The sequence below is a fragment of the Flavobacterium sp. genome (assembly GCF_049318185.1).
In the GTDB taxonomy this organism is placed as follows: Bacteria; Bacteroidota; Bacteroidia; order Flavobacteriales; family Flavobacteriaceae; genus Flavobacterium.
Window position 1 is genome coordinate 1 of record NZ_JBMOGV010000016.1, and the last position, 20,564, is coordinate 20,564.

Sequence of the window (20,564 nt, forward strand, 5' to 3'; positions counted from 1 at the left end):
TTCAACTTCTTTAATCGATTCTCCCGGTGATGGGACTTTCATTTCTAAAATCATGCTTTTATAATTTTATAGTGTTGTTATCTTATCTAAATAAATTTTTATCAAATACCATTCTGATAGCATCTGTATGTCGCCTTCTATCGCGTGTATGACTTCCTGCTGCTGGTGCTGCATACGCTTTTAATGATGCTAATCTCCATTTTACTAAATCGAAATTCATCAACATAAAACTGTATGCGCCCATGTTTTTTGGTTCTTCTTGTGCCCAAACGAAATCATCGGCATTAGGATAACTAGCAATAATGGCTTTCAATTGTTCCACCGGCAATGGGAATAATTGCTCAATACGAACCAAAGCTACATCATTTCTATCCAAATTTTGTCTTTCGGCCAAAATATCAAAATAGAATTTACCAGTACAAAAAACTAACGTTTTTACATTTTTTTTATCAACTGATGTATCATCAATCACTTCTTGGAAACTACCATTGGCCAATTCTTCACGAGAAGAAACGCATAATGGATGACGCAACAAACTTTTTGGAGTAAAAACTACTAATGGTTTACGAAATTTGGTTTTCATTTGGCGACGCAACAAGTGGTAAAAATTGGCAGGCGTGGTACAATCGGCAACATACATATTATGACGCGCACAAAGTTGCAAATATCTTTCCATTCTTGCCGAAGAGTGTTCAGCGCCTTGTCCTTCATAACCATGAGGTAACAAAAGTACTATTCCGTTTTGGTTGTTCCATTTGTCTTCACCACACGAAATGTATTGATCAATCATGATTTGAGCACCATTGGAAAAATCTCCAAATTGTGCTTCCCAAATCGTTAACGCGTTTGGATTGGCTAAAGCATAACCGTAATCAAATCCTAAAACACCATATTCTGAAAGGAAAGAATTGAAAATAGTGAACTTCCCTTTTTTGTCGTTTATCGAGTCGAGTAGTACTACTTCTTCTTCGCTGTCTTCCACTTTTACTACGGCATGACGGTGTGAAAAAGTACCTCTTTCTACATCTTGACCAGAAACACGAACATCATAACCTTCGGTCATTAATGAACCGTAAGCCAATGATTCGGCTGTTCCCCAATCGATGACATCATTGTCATACATTGTTTTTCTATCGGTAATAATTTTAGAAATCTTATTGATAAATTTTTTATCAGAAGGCAAAGTCGAGATTGAAACAATAATGTCGTCTAATTTCTTTTGATTGAAAGTTGTATCCACTTTTTTTAACATTTCATCGTCAGAAACCTGAACAAATCCTTGCCATTCGTCTTGCATGAATGGTTTGATTATTGTCAAATCTTTTTTGCGTGAAGCTTGAAGATTTTCGTCTAAGTTTTCTTTGTAATCGTTTTCAATTTTTGCCAAATAACTTGCATCTACAATGCCCGCAGTAATTAATTTATCGGCATAAATGTCTCTTGGATTTTTTTGACGCGCTATCAGTTTGTACAAAACGGGTTGTGTAAAACGTGGCTCATCGCCTTCGTTATGACCGTATTTTCTATACCCTAATAAATCGATGAAAACATCTCTTCCAAATTGCATTCGGAAATCTAATGCAAAAAGCATGGCGTGAACTACGGCTTCCGCATCATCAGAATTCACATGAAGTACTGGTGACAATGTTACTTTGGCAACATCTGTACAATAGGTTGATGAACGTGCGTCTAAATAATTGGTAGTAAATCCAACCTGATTGTTAATTACAATATGAATGGTTCCTCCCGTTTTGTATCCGTCGAGTTGCGCCATTTGCACAATTTCGTATACAATTCCTTGTCCGGCTACTGCGGCATCTCCGTGAACGGCAATGGGCAATACTTTTGAGCAATCGTTTGGAAAATATTTGTCTTGTTTTGCTCTGGTTATTCCTTCAATCACTGCGCCAACAGTTTCAAGATGCGATGGATTTGGTGCTAAATTCAGGTTAATTTTTTTGCCTGATTTTGTCTTTCTTTCGGCAGTTAAACCCAAGTGGTATTTTACATCACCATCAAAATATTCTTTATCATAATCTTTACCATCAAATTCGGAGAAAATATCTTGAGTTGCTTTTCCAAAAATATTAGCCAAGATATTCAGCCTTCCTCGGTGCGCCATTCCCATTACGAAGTGTTCTACGCCTTTTTCGGCAGCACTTTCTATTAGTGCATCTAAAGCAGGTATAATGCTTTCCCCTCCTTCTAAAGAGAAACGTTTTTGTCCTACATATTTGGTATGTAAAAAGTTTTCGAATGAAACGGCTTCATTCAACTTTCCTAAAATATGTTTCTTTTGCTCATTATCAAAATTCGGAAGGTTGTCATTGATGTTTAATTTATCTTGAATCCACTGAATGATTTCAGGGTTTCGCATATACATGTATTCGATACCTATATGTTGGCAGTATACATTTTTTAAATGATTTAAAATTTGTTGAAGCGAAGATGGCTTTTGCCCTAATACTTTAGCGGCATCAAAAACCGTATTTAAATCGGCTGAAGTCAGACCAAAATTTTCAATATCTAAATTCGGATTGTATACTCTTCGGTCACGTACAGGATTGGTCTCTGTAAAAAGATGTCCGCGTGTTCTGTAACCATCAATTAGTTTTAAAACATTGAATTCTTTTTGTAATTTATCCGATACTTGACCATTTTGAGGAACATTGGCAGCATAATTTGCTAATTCTTGCGCCTTATTATCGGCATAATTTTCTTCATTATACGTTGTCAACCCAAAGTCAAACCCTTGAAAAAATGCTCTCCAACTAGGTTCTACACTATCGGGGTTTTGAAGATATTGGTCGTATAGATCGGCGAAAAATTCGGTATGTGCTGCGTTTAAAAAGGAAAACCTATCCATAGCTGTATGAGTAAATAGTCTTTATTTTTAGAAAATCAGATGCAAAAGTATGATATTTGTTCTACTCTTTCAATGTTTTTAATACATTTATCGCTAATTAAATATAACTATCTAAGATGATGAATAATTTTAAAACTTTAATTAGAACGTTGTACTTTCTTTTATTATTTGGAACACCGTTTACTGTTTTATCACAAGAAAAGCCTTTGTCAAAAGCCAAAACAGATGATTTTTGGAACCATGTTCAGTTGGGCGGAGGTTTTGGATTAGGCATTGGAAATGATTTTACTAATATTACCATAGCACCCAGTGCAATTTATAATTTTAATGAGTATTTTGCTTTGGGAACGGGATTGCAATACAGTTATTTGAAACAAAAAAGGTATTATTCTTCCAATGTTATTGGCGGGAGTATTATTGGATTATTCAATCCTATCGATGAAGTACAATTATCAATTGAAGTAGAGGAAGTGAATGTTTCTAATACTTATGAAGATTTAGGAGGGAGTTTAAAAACTAATTTTTGGAATACAGGGTTATATCTTGGAGCCGGTTATAGATCTGGAAACGCTACCATTGGTGCAAGATATAACTTGCTATTTGATAAAAATAAAGATATTTATGGCGAGGCTTTTATGCCGTTTGTTAGAGTTTATTTTTAGTAATTTTTAAAATTTTAATTCTTTATCAAACTCAAACATAAAAGACATATCTACAGACAATCCTTTTGATAAGGATTTAATAGTACATATTGTCGGATTTATTACACCTCTTTCTATTCTCGTGATTTGAGGTAACGAAACCTCAGCCAAATTTGCGAGTTCTTCTTGGGACATACCTTTTCCCTCTCGCATTTTTTTTAAATGTTTTCCAAACAATATTAAATACTCCTTATCCTTTGTGTATATCAATTTCTACAAGGTATTAAATTGTAAAATTGATATAATCATACATGATTTATCTAATCATATATGATTAGTTTAAAATATTTTTTTATATTTGTCTCATAAATTTTTATACCGCAAAATATTATAGGTACGTGGTTTAATATTTTTATTCGAAAATTTAAAAATTATACCTGAATATAAATAATAACAGGGAAGCTGAAAACTGTATAGAGTAAGCGTAAATAAATTCAAAATTATATCTTATGAAAAAATTAAATTATCTTATTTTACTGATTCCATTTTTATTATTATCTTGCTCCAAAGATTCAAACTCATCATCTACACCACCCTCATATAGTGTTCAAGGTCTTTGGAAAACAACTTCAGCTGTATTAAATGGAGTTGAAAAATTTGGGGGCGCAAACACTGTTAAAAGTGAATTGAATTATTTTAATGCTGACGGAAGTTTTAGTACTCAATCATATACTGATACAAACTTTTCAAATTTATATATGTATTCATCAGGAACATATACGCTTCCAACAACTTCAATAATTAATATTTCATCTAATGTATACAGTGCATCAGGTGGATTTTTAACTTCATCTAATGTTTCTTGTGAAGTTCTTTTAATTAATTCAACTCAACTGCAATTAAAAGTTCTAAATTATCCTGCAGCAAATGATGTTTATATAAAAAAGTTTATTAGATAATCTTGAGTTCTAAAAATGGCAAGTAATAGGATCGGTTACTAATTTTCGTTTCAATTGAAATGTTAAGGGTTTTGTGGAAAAGGATATTATATCAAAAAAATCGCATAGCTTCAACAACTGATAAATTTGGAAATTTAAATAACACAAAAAAATAATGAAGTCTTAAATAAATAAACTCAAAAGTCCCTTCAAAAGGGACTTTATTTTGTTTTGTGCTAAAGGCAATTACGAAACCAAACCTTCATCCATTCTCGTTTTAAAATCAGAAAAGCTACTTGTTGGGATAATTCCATAATATCCGAACCATCTAATTGTTTTACTTGATTTTCAGGAACATCTACAATATAAAGTAAGCTTAAATATTCGGCAAATTTGTACTGAATCAATCTATAAATTTTTTCATGAAGTTGTGACTTTAACTCTTCTGGAAGGATATCAAATGGCAAATCTATAGGTTCATTCGCAAAATTAAAATCCTTGTTCAATTGCTCAATGAGCTTTATATACAGGTTTTCTTTTTCGGCATCAGAAAGTAAATTGTCTGTATTTAATGGTGCTATAAACAAGTTCATTTAAGATTTAAGATTAACAATTTTTAATTTTTGATTTGAAATTATGTCATTGGTTTTGATTTAATACCCTTGTGAAATCATCATTCATAAATCATCAATCCAGAATTTATACATTTCTATTCATCAAGTTTTCACCAAAAGCTTTCAATAGTACTTTCTTTTCTTTACTAATATCAATTTTTTCTAATGTTTCAAAAGCTTTAAAAGTGTACTCTTGTATGGCTTTTTGTGTCGCTTCGCTTGCACCAGTTGTATTGAATATTTCTTTTACTGAAGCTATTTTATCCTTATTGTCATTTGGTTGAATGGAAAATAAATGCAGTAATTGTTCTTTCTTATCTGGCTTTGCAAACTCAATAGCTTTCAAATATAAATAGGTTTTTTTATTTTCAATGATATCGCCACCTACTTGTTTTCCGAAGGTTTTAGGGTTCCCAAAAGCATCTAGATAATCATCTTGTATTTGAAATGCTAAACCAAGATTTAATCCAAAATCATAAATCAAATTGGCATTTCCTTCCGAAGTTTCGGCTACAATTGCGCCCATTTTCATGGCAGCGCCAACTAAAACAGCCGTTTTATATTCAATCATTTTCAAATATTCTGGAATCGTAACATTATCTCGGGTTTCAAAATCAACATCATATTGTTGTCCTTCGCAAACTTCAAGAGCTGTTTTGCTAAACAATTTTGCCAACTCTTGAAAAATGTTCGGCGCGTATTCTTCAAAATATTGATAGGCTAGAATCAACATAGCGTCTCCCGATAGAATTCCGGTATTGATATTCCACTTTTCATGAACAGTTTCGTTGCCGCGTCGCAAAGGTGCATCATCCATAATATCATCGTGTATGAGTGAAAAATTATGAAAAACCTCAACCGCTGTAGCTGCTGGCAAAGCTTTGTTACAATCTGCATCAAAAACCTCTGCAGCCATTAATGTTAAAACAGGACGCAATCTTTTACCCCCAAGTGATAAAATATATCCTATAGGTTCATATAGATTTTTAGGTTCTTTTTTTGAAATAAGATTTTTAAAATGTACTGAAACTATGTCTTGATAATCTGAAATAGCGAGCATGTATTTTTTTTTGGCTAAAGTAATTCAAATATTGCTTTTAATCAAGAAAGAGTAAAATGTTAAATTATTGAAAAAATTTGGAAACTATTTACATGTTTAAAGTTTCCAAGTTATCTTTGCATCAGATTTCAACATAACTATGGAAACTAAAATTATAGAAAAAGCAACAGAAATGTATTTGACACATGGTTTCAAAAGTGTTACGATGGATGATATTGCTTCAACTATGGGGATTTCAAAAAAAACGATTTACCAACATTTTGAAAACAAAAATGATTTAGTAGAAGCTGTTACGATGAACTTATTTGAAACCATTTCATGTGGAATTGATGAAATTGTCTTTTTAAATCAAAATCCAATAGAAGAGCTCTTTACCATTAAAGATTTCGTGATAAAAAATTTGAAAGACGACAGCACTTCTCCTCTATATCAATTACAAAGATATTATCCTCAAATTCACAAATCCTTGATGTCTCGGCAGTTTGAAAAAATGGGCGATTGTGTGTTAGAAAATCTTAAAAAAGGCATTGAACAAGGTTTGTTTAGAGATACTATCAATCTTGAATTAATAGGCCGTTTTTATTTTGCAGGCATGACAAGCATTAAAAATACCCAACTTTTTAATCCTATACATTTTAGCACAATAGAAGTACAAGAAACCTATTTAGAATACCATTTACGTGGGATTTCCACCGAAAAAGGGCTAACGGTTTTAGAACAATTATTGAAAAATAAATAACCATCAATATGAAAAACAAAATACTACTTAGTTTTCTCTTTACGGTAATCTTACTGCAAGCTCAAGACAATCCTCAAAACTATTCCTTTAGTTTGCAACAAGCCATTGATCATGCCCTGGAACACAACTATAATGTTGTTAATGCCAAAAGAGATATTGAGTCGGCTCAACAAAAAAAAAGGGAAACCACAGCTGCTGGTTTGCCTCAAATAAATGGTAATGTAGGTTATTTGCAAAACATTGATTTCACATTACAAGGAGTTTCAGGAAATGCTTTCATTCCTGGTGGCGATCCAAATAGCATTTCACTTTTTGCTTTTGGAACAAAACAATCTATGACATCAAGTTTAACCTTGAGTCAATTAATTTTTGATGGTTCCTATATAGTGGCGCTTCAAGCATCTAAGACCTATTTAAAATATTATGAAAATGCAAATATAAAAACCAGTACTGATATCAAAGAAATGGTAATCAATGCCTATGGAAATGTTTTATTAGCAGCAGAAAGTGTTGCAATACTTGAAAAAAATAAAGCTATTTTATCCAAAACATTATCAGATACTCAAGAAACCTTCAAAAATGGTTTGATTGAAGAAGAAAATGTAGAACAGCTTCAAATTACTTTAGCTTCTGTAAATAGTAATTTGAGCAACACAAAAAGGCTTTTGGATATTGCTAAAAAGATGTTGAAATTCGCTTTGGGAATCGATGTTAATGCTGATATGACCCTTACCGATAAACTAGATACTTTAACAACATCAAACTTAGACTTAGCATTTAATCAAAATGATTTTACGGTTACCAATAACATTAATTATCAAATTGCCTCTAATTTTCAAGAACAACGTTCACTAGAATTAAAACTAGAAAAAAGCAAAGCACTACCTTCACTTGGCGCGGCATTTAATTTTGGTTACAACTCTTTTGCCAATGATTTTTCATTCGCAGACAGCAATCAGAAATGGAATAGATTTTCTAATGTTGGCGTGAGTTTAAATGTTCCTGTTTTCAGTAGCCTCGGAAGAAGTGCTAAAACACAACAAGCAAAAATTGCTTTTGAACAAGCCAAAACACAATTGACACAAACTGAACAACAATTGAAATTAGAATATGAAAAAGCCAAAAGCGAATATGAATTCAGCATTGAAGAATATGCAACTTCTAAAAGCAATTTGAGTTTAGCGGAACGTATAGAGAAAAAACAACAAATCAAATTTACCGAAGGATTATCATCAAGTTTTGATTTCAGCGAAGCACAAAGACAATTGTATTCAGCGCAACAAAATTATTTACAATCCATGGTGAATATCATCAACAAAAAAGCAACTTTAGAAAAATTAATCAATAAAAATTAATCAAAATTTGACATGAAAAAAATATTTTACCTCTCAGCAATATCTCTGTTTTTAATATCGTGTGCTAACTCGAACAAAACAGAAAACATAGATGATTTAATCAAAGCCAAAAACGTCAAAGTCTTAAACGAAAAGAAAGCTTTACTTCAAGCAGATATAACAAAAATTGAAGAAGCATTAGCAACACTTGATATAAAAAAAGAAGAAGCCTTAGTTTCTGTTGCTACAGTTCAAGATACTGTTTTTAATCACTATCTTGAAATACAAGGAAATGTAGATACTAAAGAAAATATTATTGTACAACCAGAATTTAGCGGAACGCTAACCTCACTAACGGTAAAAGCTGGACAAAGGGTTTCCAAAGGACAAATTCTTGGTAGGGTTGATGATGGTGGAATGAGCCAACAATTGGCTAGTTTGGAAAATCAGTACTCGTTAGCAAAAACCACTTATGAGAGACAAAAAAATCTTTGGGACAAAAAAATCGGTTCTGAAATTCAGTTTCTTCAAGTACAAACTCAAATGATAGCGGCACAAAAAGGTGTTGCACAAATGAAATCACAATTGGCAAAAACTGTAATTCGTGCTCCATTTAGCGGCACAATAGATGAAGTTTTTGTAGAAAAAGGTCAAGTCGTGGCGCCAAGTGTTCAAGGTTTGATGCGCATTGTAAACTTAGGAAGCATGTATGTTTCAACTAGTGTTCCTGAATCCTATATTGGAAAACTAAAAGTAGGTGATCAAGTTGAAGTTTTCTTATCTTCTTTAAACAAAACTTATAAAGGCAAAGTTCGTCAAGTTGGGAATTTTATCAATCCAAACAACAGAAGCTTTGGTGTTGAAGTTGGACTACCAAATCTAGATAATTTATTACGCCCAAATCAAGTTGCTAAGCTAAAAATTATTGATTACATCAATAAAAAAGTTATTGTTGTTCCAACTAACGTAGTTCAAGAAGATGGTGAACAAAATAAATTTATTTTCACAGTAGACAGAAGTAATGGTAAAACCGGAATAGCTAAAAAAATAATAGTAACTGTAGGGAAAACTTCGGACAATGTTAGTGAAATTTTAAGCGGTTTAACTACTCAAGATATCATTGTAATAGAAGGCGTAAACAACATTTCAGAAGGAATGAAACTAAATTTCTAATATCAAATTTTAGCTATTTAATATAAAAATCTAAAATCTGAAATCTAAAATCTAAGATTATATATGTCACATCAAAATAAAGAATTCAGTATATCGAGTTGGGCAATAGATAACCGAGTAACGGTTTATATTTTCACCTTGCTTGTGGTGATTACCGGCTTAATTGCCTATGTAACTATGCCGCGCGAAGATTTCCCAGAAATCATTGAAAACAAAGTGTATATCTCATCTGTTTTCCCGGGAAATTCAGCTGAAGATGTTGAAAAATTAATTATCAAACCACTCGAAAAAGAAATCAAAAATATTAGTGGTGTTGAAAAAGTAACCGCCAGTTCATTCCAAGATTATGGAATGATCATCGCCGAGTTTTCAGACAAAGTGGGTATTGAAGAAGCTAAAATCAAAATCAAAGACAAAGTTGATATTGTAAAAGCAGATACCGATTGGCCAAATTTAGATAACGGAAGTAAAGTGGAACCAAGTGTTTTTGAACTAAACATTTCTGAAGAAGTACCAGTTTTGAACATCAACTTGAAAGGAAATTACACCACGCAACAGTTAAAAGATTATGGTAAAAAATTACAAGATGATATTGAAGAAATTCCAGAGGTTAAAAAGGTAGATATTCTTGGTGTTGACGATAAAGAAGTAGAAATCGCAGTTGATATATTCAAAATGACTGCAGCTCAAGTTTCCTTTGATGATATTCAAAATGCGGTTAAGTATGAAAACATGACACTTTCGGGCGGAAATTTAATTTCTCAAGGTTCAAGAAACAATATCAGAATTGTAGGGGAAATCAAGGACCCGAAAGAATTAGAAAATGTTATTGTAAAACACAATGGCGGAACGGTATATCTGAAAGATTTAGCTGTAATTTCTTTTAAAGAAAAAGAAAAAACTACTTATGCTCGTGAAAAAGGTAAAGAAGTAGTGATGCTGAATGTAAAAAAACGTTCTGGTCAAAACATGATTTCAGCCATTGATCAAGTAAAAGAAAAATTGAAATTGGCACATGAGAGTTATTTGCCAAAAAATTTAAAAGTAGAATTGACCAATGACCAATCATCAAGTGTAGAACACCAAGTAGATGAATTATCCAACCATATCATCTTCGGAATCGTATTGGTAATGATTGTGTTGATGTTTACCATGGGATTGAGAAACTCTCTATTTGTTGGAGCTGCTATACCACTTTCAATGATGATTGCCTTTACTATTTTGGCAGCTTTTGGTTTGACGTTAAATACAATGGTGCTTTTCGGGTTGGTAATGGGATTAGGATTATTGGTTGACGACGGAATTGTTGTGGTTGACAACGTTTTTGCCAATATGAAAAAAGGAATGCCAAGAGTTCAAGCCTCAAAAGTGGGTATTGGTGAAATTGCTTGGCCGGTAATTTCCTCCACGGCAACTACCCTAATGGCTTTCTTGCCCTTTGCACTATGGCCAGGTACTATGGGTAAATTCATGATTTATTTCCCAATTACATTATCTGTAACATTAACAGCATCTTTATTTGTGGCTATGGTTGTTAATGCTTCTATGACTGGTGGCTCTATGGATATTGAAGATAAAAATTTATCCACTAAAACAGCCAAAAAATATACTTTCATTCTAGGAATTATTGGAATCCTATTTGTGATTATCGGAAATGTAAATGATGCGAAATTCGCCAGAGGAATTGGTCACTTTGCTCTGATATCATTAGGATTAATGTGGTTGTATAAATGGAAATTGTACCAATGGACACAAGATTTCCAACATAGTTTCTTCCCAAGATTAGAAGAAAAATACAAACGTTTTCTTGCTATAATTTTAACAGGTAAAAATTCTTGGTTTGCATTAGGAGGTATTATTGTGATGTTATTTTTATCTATCTTCCTATTAGGACTTTTCCCTAGAAAAGTGTTATTCTTTCCAGATAATATTCCAAGACAAGTGATTACCTATATCGAATACCCACAAGGAACAGATATTGAGAAAACCAATAAAGCCACTCTATTTGTAGAGGAACAAGTGATTGATATTATGAAAAAATATATCGATCCAAAAACGAATGAGAATTATTTAGCGGAAAGTATCGTTTCTCAAGTTGGTGTTGGTGCAGGAAATCCAAATGTAGATGCTGGTTCTGCCAATGAAACTCCTTTTAAAGGGAAAGTAACAGTGAATTTCTCAGAATTCAAATTCAGAAGAGGAGTCAATACTTCTGATGTTTTGGATGAAATTAGAGCTAGAGTAAAAGGAATTGCTGGTGCAAAAGTAACCGTTGAAAAAGATGCGAATGGTCCGCCTGCAGGTTATCCAATTAGTGTCCAATTAACTGGAGATGTTGGAGCGGATTATGATGAGATTCTAAAAGAAGCTTACAAAATGATAGCTTTTATCAACGCAAAAAAAATACCTGGAATTGAACGATTAAATGTTGATGTAAATAAAGAAAGTCCTGAACTTGAAGTAAAAGTAGATCGAGTAAATGCCGGGAGTCTTGGCGTTTCAACAGGTCAATTAGGTTTCAATTTGCGTCGTTCAGTTTATGGTCAAGAAATAGCTACTTTTAAAGAAGGTGATGATGACTATAATATTGTGGTTCGTATGCAGGAAGACCAACGTAAAAATGAAAATATTCTTTTCAATCAATCGTTGACTTTTAGAAATCAGGCGAATGGTCAAATGATGCAAGTGCCGATTTCGGCTGTTTCATATACTGAGAAAACTAACACGTTTAATCAAATCAAACGTAAAAATTACAAACGAATAATGACTATTTATTCTAATGTATTGACAGGTTATAACGGCGATCAAATCACAAAACAAATTGGCACGGAATTGAAATCCTATCAATTACCAAAAGGAATTACCTATTCGTTTTCAGGAGTGCAAGAAGAACAAGGAAAAAACCAAAGTTTCTTGATGTATGCCTTGTTCTTAGCCATGGCTGGAATTACTATTATTATTGTGTTACAATTTAATTCGATTTCAAAAACATTGGTGATTTTATTTACTGTCTTGTTAAGTTTCAGCGGCGTTTTCTATGGTTATGTTATTGCCAACATGGATTTTGTAATACTAATGACCATGATGGGAATTATTTCCTTAGCCGGAATTGTGGTAAAGAACGGAATAGTATTAATGGACTTCTTCGTCTTATTATTAGATAAAAAAGTAGCCGATAAAGGTGTTGAAAGTCACGATGATTTATCGCTTATAGAAATCAAAGAAATCATTATTGAAAGTGGCAAAAACCGTTTACGTCCAGTATTGTTAACGGCCTTAACTGCCGTATTGGGATTAATTCCATTAGCTATTGGATTAAACTTTGACTTTTTCGGATTGATTACTGATTTGAATCCACACTTATATATGGGAGGTGATAATGTAATTTTCTGGTCACCACTGGCATGGACAATTATCTTCGGATTGACCTATGCTACTATTTTAACTTTAATAATGGTACCAGTAATGTTCTTCTTAGTGAAACGAACTAAATATTGGTTGAGAGATAGAAAAGCATTGTAGTAAAATGCTTTTTCAAAAAAAGGGGAGCTCATTTTGAGTTCCCCTTTTTTATATAACTAATTAAATTCTGAATATAAAATCCCTGCTTCTAGTGACTTAAATAATGTGTGTTTTGATTAAACTTTTGAACCAAACTGCTTAATTGTTGTTCTAATTTAAGGTCTGAAGGTCTTGCAGCGTCAGCATCGACAACATTTCCAGAAGGATCAATCAAAATAAATCTTAGTATAGAATTAATATTAAATGCTTTAATAAAATCTGACATCCAGTTTTTATCCGCAAATAATTGATCCCCTCCCAATTCTTTTTCTTTCACAAATGATTTGTTAAACTTGATGTTATGTTTACCTTAGTTTATTGATTTTGTTTTTTACTTTTGCACACGAAACCGAAGGTCGATTCAAAATTTAGCTGAATAGGCAAAGTAATTGTTATTTAAAAAAAAATTATTCCAATGTACAGAAGTCATAATTGTGGAGAACTAAATGCTACAAATATTAATAAAGAAGTTACACTTGCTGGCTGGGTTCAAAAATCTCGCGATAAAGGGTTTATGATTTGGGTTGATTTACGTGATCGATATGGCATTACGCAATTAATTTTTGACGAACAAAGAACTGATAAAGCTGTTTTTGAAAAAGCAAAATCTCTAGGAAGAGAATTTGTAATTCAGGTTAAAGGAACTGTTATTGAGCGTGAATCCAAAAACGCAAATATGTCTACTGGTGACGTTGAAATTTTAGTTTCTGAATTTACTATATTAAATGCGGCGTTAACTCCACCATTTACAATTGAAGATGAAACTGATGGTGGCGAAGATATTAGAATGAAATACCGCTATTTGGATATTCGAAGAAATCCAGTGAAAAACTCGTTGCTTTTTCGGCACAAAGTAGCCATGGAAGTCCGAAAGTATTTATCTGATTTAGATTTTTGCGAAGTAGAAACACCCTATTTAATCAAATCTACTCCCGAAGGAGCAAGAGATTTCGTTGTTCCTAGCCGAATGAACGCAGGACAATTTTATGCGTTACCACAATCGCCTCAAACCTTCAAACAATTATTGATGGTTGGAGGAATGGACAAGTATTTCCAAATCGTAAAATGTTTCCGGGACGAAGATTTGCGTGCGGACAGACAACCAGAATTCACTCAAATCGATTGCGAAATGGCTTTTGTTGAACAAGAAGATATTTTGAATGTTTTTGAAGGATTGACACGTCATTTACTAAAAGAATTAAAAGGTGTCGAAGTTGATAAATTTCCAAGAATGACGTATGATTACGCCATGAAAACCTACGGTAATGACAAACCAGATATTCGTTTCGAAATGAAGTTTGGCGAATTAAATTCTGTGGCGCAACATAAAGATTTTCCAGTTTTCAATTCAGCTGAATTAATTGTTGGAATTGCAGCTCCAGGTTGTGCCTCTTACACTAGAAAAGAAATTGATGCTTTAATTGACTGGGTTAAACGTCCACAAGTTGGAGCTTCAGGAATGGTATACGTGAAATGTGAAGAAGATGGAACTTTCAAATCATCAGTAGATAAATTCTACGACCAAGAAGATTTGAAAAAATGGGCCGACATTACCAGTGCTAAACCTGGCGATTTGATTTTAGTATTATCTGGAAACGCAGAAAAAACTAGAACACAACTTTCAGCACTTCGTATGGAAGTTGCTACTCGCTTAGGTTTGAGAAAACCAGAAGAATTTGCGCCATTATGGGTTGTAGATTTTCCATTATTAGAATGGGATGAAGAAAGTGGTCGTTACCATGCGATGCATCATCCATTCACTTCACCAAAACCAGAGGACATGAAACTCATTGAAACCGAGCCGGGGAAAGTGCGTGCCAATGCCTATGATATGGTATTAAATGGAAATGAAATAGGTGGCGGTTCTATAAGAATTCACGATAAGGAGTTACAAAGCAGCATGTTTTCGCTTTTAGGATTTTCTCCTGAACAAGCAGAAGAACAGTTTGGATTCCTTATGAATGCCTTCCAATTTGGTGCACCACCGCATGGAGGATTAGCTTTTGGATTAGACAGATTAGTAGCAATTTTAGGCGGGCAAGAAACCATTCGAGACTTTATTGCATTCCCAAAAAACAATTCAGGAAGAGATGTTATGATTGATGCGCCATCATTAATTGATAGTGCTCAACTTCAAGAATTACGTATTAAATTAGATTTAAAATAATAAATATCAAATTCGCAACTATCTAGAAAACAGTTATTTGATAATTAAAGAATAGTTGCTTTTTTATTTCATTTTTTAGAATAATTTTAATATTTAACTGAAAATCATTTAATTATAATTTAAAAATAAGATTTTTTTTTACTTTTTTAATTACTTTTTGTTTGTTATGTCGCAATAAAATATATCTTTGACCATTATTAATTATTTTTACAATACAAAATGCGCACAGGAACAGTAAAATTTTTCAACGAGTCTAAAGGTTATGGTTTCATCACAGATGATGAAACAGGAAAAGACATTTTCGTACATGCTACCGGAGTTAAAACTGAAAATTTAGCAGAAGGAGACAAAGTATCTTACGAAGAAGAAGAAGGTAGAAAAGGTAAAGTAGCAGCTCAAGTAGTAGCTATCGAAGACTAATATATATTATTTTTTGATTACCTAAGATTAGCAAAACGCTCCAATAAAATTGGAGCGTTTTTTTTAAATGAATTATTATTTATAATGAATTTAAATAATGTTTTTTAAGAAGTAAATAACAAACGTTTAGCCTTTGATTTTTGCGAATTAAATAATGCGATGTATATTTGTGCCTATTTTAAATTACTTCTAATTTTGTTCCTTATGCAATCTAATCAATTAGATTATTTACCAATACTGATGCAAGCAGGTTTAGCGTTAGGATTTGTGATTTTAACCATAGTTGGCTCTAGCTTTTTAGGCCCAAAAAGACACTCCAAAAACAAAGACAAAAACTTCGAATGTGGTATCGAATCAGTCGGAAACGCCAGAATACCTTTTTCTGTAAAATATTTCTTGGTCGCTATTCTTTTCGTTCTTTTTGACGTAGAGGTAATTTTCCTTTATCCTTGGGCTATCAATTTCAAAGCGCTTGGAATGGAAGGCATGATTAAAATGGTTATCTTTATGTTATTGCTATTAGTTGGCTTCTTCTATATAATCAAGAAGAAAGCTTTAGAATGGGAATAAAAATAAAATTGCTATGAGTGAAACAAAAACAAATATGGTTGCTCCACCAGAGGGAGTTGTTGGTGAAGGCTTCTTCGCTACAAAATTGAACGATGTTGTTGGAATGGCGCGCGCTAATTCGCTTTGGCCATTGCCTTTTGCCACTTCTTGTTGCGGAATTGAATTTATGGCAACGATGGCTTCCCACTATGATCTTGCACGTTTCGGTTCAGAAAGAGTTAGTTTTTCACCTCGCCAAGCGGATATGTTGATGGTAATGGGTACTATTTCTAAAAAGATGGCACCTATTTTACGTCAAGTATACGAACAAATGTCAGAACCTCGTTGGGTAATTGCTGTAGGTGCATGTGCTTCTTCAGGAGGGGTTTTTGACACCTATTCAGTTTTACAAGGAATAGACAAAGTAATTCCAGTTGATGTTTATGTTCCTGGATGTCCACCAAGACCTGAACAAATTGTAGATGGCGTAATGAGATTACAAGAATTAGTGAGAAACGAATCAGTTCGTAGAAGAAACTCACCAGAATATAAAGAATTATTAGCTTCTTATAACCTATAATATGGCTTTAGAAACGGCTTTTATACAAGAAAAACTAGCGAAGACTTTTGGAAATAATGTGTTCAATTTTGAAATGAAACGAGATATTTTCACTTTCGAAGCAACTTCAGATACTATTCATGAAGTGATTCGCTTTTTGAAAGAACAAGAAGATTTAAATTTTCACTTTCTTACTGATTTAACAGGGATTCACTTCCCTGATAATGATGATTCTCATCAATTTGCAGTAGTATATCAATTACACAATTGGATAGAAAATGTGAGAATTCGAGTAAAAACATATTTGCCTGAAAACCCAGAATTAGAAACAATCACAGATTTATTCCTTTGTTCAAATTGGATGGAAAGAGAAGCTTGGGATTTTTTTGGAATCAATTTCAAAGGGCATCCGCAATTGAAACGAATTTTAAATATGGACGAAATGGTTTCTCATCCTATGCGAAAAGAGTTCCCAATGGAAGATAGCGGAAGAACTGATAAAGACGACCGTTTCTTCGGAAGAATATCAATAAATGGATAATTAATAATGAATAATTAACAATTATAAACTGTAAAAAAGATTAAAATTTAATGGTATCAAAAAAACTAATTATTAATTATCAATTGTCAATTGTCAATTAAAAAATGTCAGATTTATTATTACCACCAGAGCATCGATATGCTAAATTAATAGAACAAAGCCGAAATGAAGACGGGAGTGAATTTTCTATATTAAATTTAGGCCCTACACACCCAGCGACTCACGGGATTTTTCAAAATATCCTTTTAATGGATGGAGAAAGAATTATTGAGGCGGAACCTACCGTTGGTTATATTCACCGTGCTTTTGAAAAAATAGCAGAAAACAGACCGTTTTACCAAATAAATGTATTGACTGACCGAATGAACTACTGTTCTTCGCCAATCAACAACATGGCTTGGTGGATGACAGTAGAAAAACTATTAAATATTGAAGTGCCAAAAAGAGCACAATATTTAAGAGTTATCGTGATGGAATTAGCAAGAATTACAGATCATTTAATTTGTAATTCTATTTTAGGAGTTGATACTGGTGCTTATACTGGTTTCTTATATGTGTTTCAGTTCCGTGAAAAAGTTTATGAAATTTATGAAGAAATATGTGGTGCTCGTTTGACAACCAATATGGGAAGAATAGGTGGTTTTGAAAGAGAATGGTCTGAGGAAGCTTTCAAAAAATTAAATGTTTTCTTAGAAGAATTTCCAATCGCTTGGAAAGAATTTGAAAACCTTTTTGAAAGAAATAGAATTTTTATAGATAGAACTGTAAATGTAGGTGGAATAACAGCTGAAAAAGCAATGGCTTACGGATTTACAGGTCCTAATTTACGCGCGGCAGGAATAGATTATGATGTTCGCAAAGCGGCTCCTTATTCTTCTTATGAGGATTTCGAATTTGATGTGCCAGTTGGAAAATCGGGTGATACTTATGACCGTTTTTGTGTTCGTAATGCCGAAGTATGGGAAAGTATTAGCATCATCAAACAAGCATTAACAAAATTACCTGAAGGACCAATTCACGCTGAGGTTCCCGATTATTATTTGCCTCCAAAAGAGGATGTTTATACCAATATGGAAAGCTTAATCTATCACTTCAAAATTGTGATGGGAGAAGTGCCAGTTCCTATAGATGAAATTTATCACGCTGTTGAAGGCGGAAATGGAGAATTAGGATTCTATTTAACTACAGACGGAAGCAGAACACCCTATAGATTAAAATTCAGAAGACCTTGTTATATCTATTATCAAGCTTATCCAGAAATGATAAAAGGTGCTATGCTTTCTGATGCTATTGTTATTTTATCAAGTTTAAATGTAATTGCAGGCGAATTAGACGCATAAAAAATAAAAGATTGCAGAATGCAGATTTTAGAATTCAGATTGAAAAATCCTAATTCCTAAATTCTAAATCTAAAATTAAAAATGGAAAGATCACAAATCAAACAAGAAATAAATATCACTGACACTTTGATGAATCGCATCAATGAATTAATCAGTCATTATCCTGCAGATAAAAGAAAATCGGCACTATTGCCTGTTTTGCATGAGGTTCAGGATGCTCACGACAATTGGTTAAGCATTGATTTGCAAAATAAAGTAGCCGAAATTTTAGAAATACAACCTATTGAAGTCTATGAAGTGGTTACGTTTTACACCATGTACAATCAAAGACCAATTGGGAAATACATGTTTGAATTCTGTCAAACCTCCCCTTGTTGTCAAAATGGCGTGGAAGATTTGATGGATTATACATGTAACAAATTAGGAGTAAAAGTTGGTGAACCAACAGCAGACGGGCTTTTTGAAGTACGCGGTGTTGAGTGTCTTGGTGCTTGTGGTTATGCTCCCATGATGCAGTTGGGTGATTTCTACCAAGAACATCTGACCAAAGAAAAAGTGGATCAGCTAATTGCTGATTGCAAAGACGGAAAAATCACTTTACACGATAAATAATATCATGGGAAGAAAAATATTATTAGACAAAATAAACGTTCCGGGAATTAAAACCTATGAAGTATATCGCAAAGAAGGCGGTTATGCATCGGTAGAAAAAGCCTTGAAAAAAATGACTCCTGATGAAGTAGTCGAAGAAGTAAAGACTTCTGGACTTCGTGGTCGCGGTGGCGCAGGATTTCCAGCTGGAATGAAATGGAGTTTTATCGATAAAAAATCGGGAAACCCAAGACATTTAGTTTGTAACGCCGATGAATCGGAACCGGGAACTTTCAAAGATCGTTACTTAATGGAATACATGCCTCATCTTTTAATAGAAGGAATGATTACGTCAAGTTATGCTTTGGGGGCTAATCTATCGTATATCTACATTCGTGGAGAATATATGTGGATATATAAAATTTTAGAAAAAGCAATCGCTGAAGCAAAAGCAGCCGGTTGGTTGGGTAAAAACATATTGGGTTCGGGCTATGATTTGGAATTATACGTTCAAATTGGTGCCGGAGCTTATATCTGCGGAGAAGAAACAGCGCTTATTGAAAGTCTGGAAGGAAAACGTGGTAATCCAAGATTGAAGCCGCCATTTCCAGCGGTTAAAGGTCTTTGGCAAAATCCAACCGTTGTAAATAATGTTGAAACCATTGCTGCTGTGCCGTGGATTGTAAACAATTCTGGTGCTGATTATGCAGGAATTGGAATTGGTCGTTCCACTGGAACAAAATTGATTTCAGCTTCTGGAAACATCAAAAACCAAGGGGTTTATGAAATTGAATTAGGAGTTTCTGTATATGAATTCATGAATTCCGATGAATATTGTGGCGGAATGCAAACAGATAGACCATTGAAAGCATTGGTTCCAGGAGGAAGTTCGGTGCCCATTTTACCAGCCCATTTAATTTACAAAACCGCTGCAGGCGAGGACCGATTAATGACTTATGAAAGTTTATCCGATGGTGGTTTTGCAACCGGTTCGATGCTAGGTTCAGGCGGATTTATTGTTTATGATGACCGTGCTTGTATCGTTCGTAACACTTGGAATTTTTCCAGATTTTACCACCACGAATCTTGCGGACAATGTACACCATGTCGTGAAGGAACAGGTTGGTTAGAAAAAGTATTATGGAGAATTGAAAACGGACAAGGACGTGAAGAAGATATTGATTTATTATGGAGCATTCAATCCAAAATTGAAGGCAACACAATATGCCCTCTAGGTGATGCGGCTTCATGGCCAGTTGCTGCGGCAATTCGTCATTTCAGAGATGAATTTGAATATCATATACGTTTTCCTGAGAAAATTAAAAATAGAGATCACTTTGTGAATGAGCCATTTGAAAAAGTAAAGCGTTTAATTGCAAAACAAGAAATATAATTTAAAAGTCAGAAGTTGGAAGTTGGAAGTTAGAAGTGAAAACACTGAAACTTTTAAACCTTTAAACTTTTAAACAAA

Annotated in this window: 19 protein-coding genes; 14 read left to right on the forward strand and 5 right to left on the reverse strand. The window is 33.4% G+C overall.

Going from position 1 to position 20,564, the window contains the following annotated elements; all coding sequences use genetic code 11:
* Positions 1–82: 82 nt before the first annotated feature.
* A complete protein-coding gene (locus ACOYLT_RS02845; RefSeq protein ID WP_422852333.1) occupies positions 83–2,866 on the reverse strand; it encodes a 2-oxoglutarate dehydrogenase E1 component in 2,784 nt (927 codons plus the stop codon).
* 116 nt (positions 2,867–2,982) lie between these two features.
* Here ACOYLT_RS02845 and ACOYLT_RS02850 point away from each other — a divergent pair, with 116 nt between their 5' ends.
* The gene (locus ACOYLT_RS02850) at positions 2,983–3,528 is read left to right on the forward strand and encodes a hypothetical protein (RefSeq protein WP_422852334.1); all 546 of its coding nucleotides are present in this window, start codon (positions 2,983–2,985) and stop codon (positions 3,526–3,528) included.
* Positions 3,529–3,534: 6 nt separating this feature from the next.
* Here the strand turns inward: ACOYLT_RS02850 and ACOYLT_RS02855 are convergent, their stop codons facing one another.
* Complete coding sequence (locus ACOYLT_RS02855) at positions 3,535–3,777, reverse strand: helix-turn-helix domain-containing protein (protein ID WP_422852335.1); 243 nt, start codon at positions 3,775–3,777, stop codon at positions 3,535–3,537.
* Between the two features lie 239 nt (positions 3,778–4,016).
* Here ACOYLT_RS02855 and ACOYLT_RS02860 point away from each other — a divergent pair, with 239 nt between their 5' ends.
* On the forward strand, positions 4,017–4,466 hold the full coding sequence (locus ACOYLT_RS02860) for a hypothetical protein (RefSeq protein WP_422852336.1): 450 nt from the start codon (positions 4,017–4,019) through the stop codon (positions 4,464–4,466).
* A 215-nt stretch (positions 4,467–4,681) separates the two neighbouring features.
* On the opposite strand, the gene ACOYLT_RS02865 is transcribed toward ACOYLT_RS02860, so the two are convergent.
* Both ACOYLT_RS02865 and ACOYLT_RS02870 read right to left on the reverse strand, forming a co-directional pair.
* Entirely contained in the window at positions 4,682–5,038 is a 357-nt protein-coding gene (locus ACOYLT_RS02865; RefSeq protein WP_422852337.1) for a hypothetical protein, read from the reverse strand.
* Between the two features lie 106 nt (positions 5,039–5,144).
* Complete coding sequence (locus tag ACOYLT_RS02870; RefSeq protein ID WP_422852338.1) at positions 5,145–6,119, reverse strand: polyprenyl synthetase family protein; 975 nt, start codon at positions 6,117–6,119, stop codon at positions 5,145–5,147.
* Positions 6,120–6,258: 139 nt separating this feature from the next.
* On the opposite strand from ACOYLT_RS02870, the gene ACOYLT_RS02875 reads away from it, so the two are divergent.
* The 4 genes from ACOYLT_RS02875 (at position 6,259) to ACOYLT_RS02890 (ending at position 12,887) form a co-directional block, all read left to right on the forward strand.
* Positions 6,259–6,858: a TetR/AcrR family transcriptional regulator gene (locus tag ACOYLT_RS02875; protein WP_422852339.1), complete on the forward strand. Its 600-nt coding sequence runs from the start codon at positions 6,259–6,261 to the stop codon at positions 6,856–6,858.
* Positions 6,859–6,866: 8 nt separating this feature from the next.
* Positions 6,867–8,213: a TolC family protein gene (locus tag ACOYLT_RS02880; protein ID WP_422852340.1), complete on the forward strand. Its 1,347-nt coding sequence runs from the start codon at positions 6,867–6,869 to the stop codon at positions 8,211–8,213.
* 12 nt (positions 8,214–8,225) lie between these two features.
* Positions 8,226–9,365, forward strand: coding sequence for an efflux RND transporter periplasmic adaptor subunit (locus tag ACOYLT_RS02885; protein ID WP_422852341.1), 1,140 nt, complete (start codon positions 8,226–8,228; stop codon positions 9,363–9,365).
* Between the two features lie 63 nt (positions 9,366–9,428).
* Positions 9,429–12,887 (forward strand): efflux RND transporter permease subunit, encoded by a 3,459-nt coding sequence (locus ACOYLT_RS02890; RefSeq protein ID WP_422852342.1) that lies wholly within the window; start codon positions 9,429–9,431, stop codon positions 12,885–12,887.
* 88 nt (positions 12,888–12,975) lie between these two features.
* Here the strand turns inward: ACOYLT_RS02890 and ACOYLT_RS02895 are convergent, their stop codons facing one another.
* Positions 12,976–13,203, reverse strand: coding sequence for a hypothetical protein (locus tag ACOYLT_RS02895; protein WP_422852343.1), 228 nt, complete (start codon positions 13,201–13,203; stop codon positions 12,976–12,978).
* 138 nt (positions 13,204–13,341) lie between these two features.
* Here ACOYLT_RS02895 and aspS point away from each other — a divergent pair, with 138 nt between their 5' ends.
* The 8 genes from aspS (at position 13,342) to nuoF (ending at position 20,486) form a co-directional block, all read left to right on the forward strand.
* The gene (aspS, locus tag ACOYLT_RS02900) at positions 13,342–15,093 is read left to right on the forward strand and encodes an aspartate--tRNA ligase (protein ID WP_422852344.1); all 1,752 of its coding nucleotides are present in this window, start codon (positions 13,342–13,344) and stop codon (positions 15,091–15,093) included.
* 219 nt (positions 15,094–15,312) lie between these two features.
* Positions 15,313–15,513 (forward strand): cold-shock protein, encoded by a 201-nt coding sequence (locus tag ACOYLT_RS02905; protein WP_293872363.1) that lies wholly within the window; start codon positions 15,313–15,315, stop codon positions 15,511–15,513.
* A gap of 204 nt (positions 15,514–15,717) precedes the next feature.
* Positions 15,718–16,083 (forward strand): NADH-quinone oxidoreductase subunit A, encoded by a 366-nt coding sequence (locus ACOYLT_RS02910; protein ID WP_422852345.1) that lies wholly within the window; start codon positions 15,718–15,720, stop codon positions 16,081–16,083.
* A 13-nt stretch (positions 16,084–16,096) separates the two neighbouring features.
* Positions 16,097–16,642, forward strand: coding sequence for an NADH-quinone oxidoreductase subunit B (locus ACOYLT_RS02915; protein WP_422852346.1), 546 nt, complete (start codon positions 16,097–16,099; stop codon positions 16,640–16,642).
* Between the two features lies 1 nt (position 16,643).
* A complete protein-coding gene (locus ACOYLT_RS02920) occupies positions 16,644–17,162 on the forward strand; it encodes an NADH-quinone oxidoreductase subunit C (protein ID WP_422852347.1) in 519 nt (172 codons plus the stop codon).
* A 104-nt stretch (positions 17,163–17,266) separates the two neighbouring features.
* On the forward strand, positions 17,267–18,502 hold the full coding sequence (gene nuoD, locus ACOYLT_RS02925; RefSeq protein ID WP_422852348.1) for an NADH dehydrogenase (quinone) subunit D: 1,236 nt from the start codon (positions 17,267–17,269) through the stop codon (positions 18,500–18,502).
* A gap of 81 nt (positions 18,503–18,583) precedes the next feature.
* Positions 18,584–19,114 carry a complex I 24 kDa subunit family protein gene (locus ACOYLT_RS02930; protein WP_422852349.1) on the forward strand — a complete coding sequence of 177 codons (531 nt, stop codon included), beginning with the start codon at positions 18,584–18,586 and terminating at the stop codon, positions 19,112–19,114.
* A 4-nt stretch (positions 19,115–19,118) separates the two neighbouring features.
* On the forward strand, positions 19,119–20,486 hold the full coding sequence (nuoF, locus tag ACOYLT_RS02935; RefSeq protein ID WP_422852350.1) for an NADH-quinone oxidoreductase subunit NuoF: 1,368 nt from the start codon (positions 19,119–19,121) through the stop codon (positions 20,484–20,486).
* Positions 20,487–20,564: the final 78 nt, after the last annotated feature.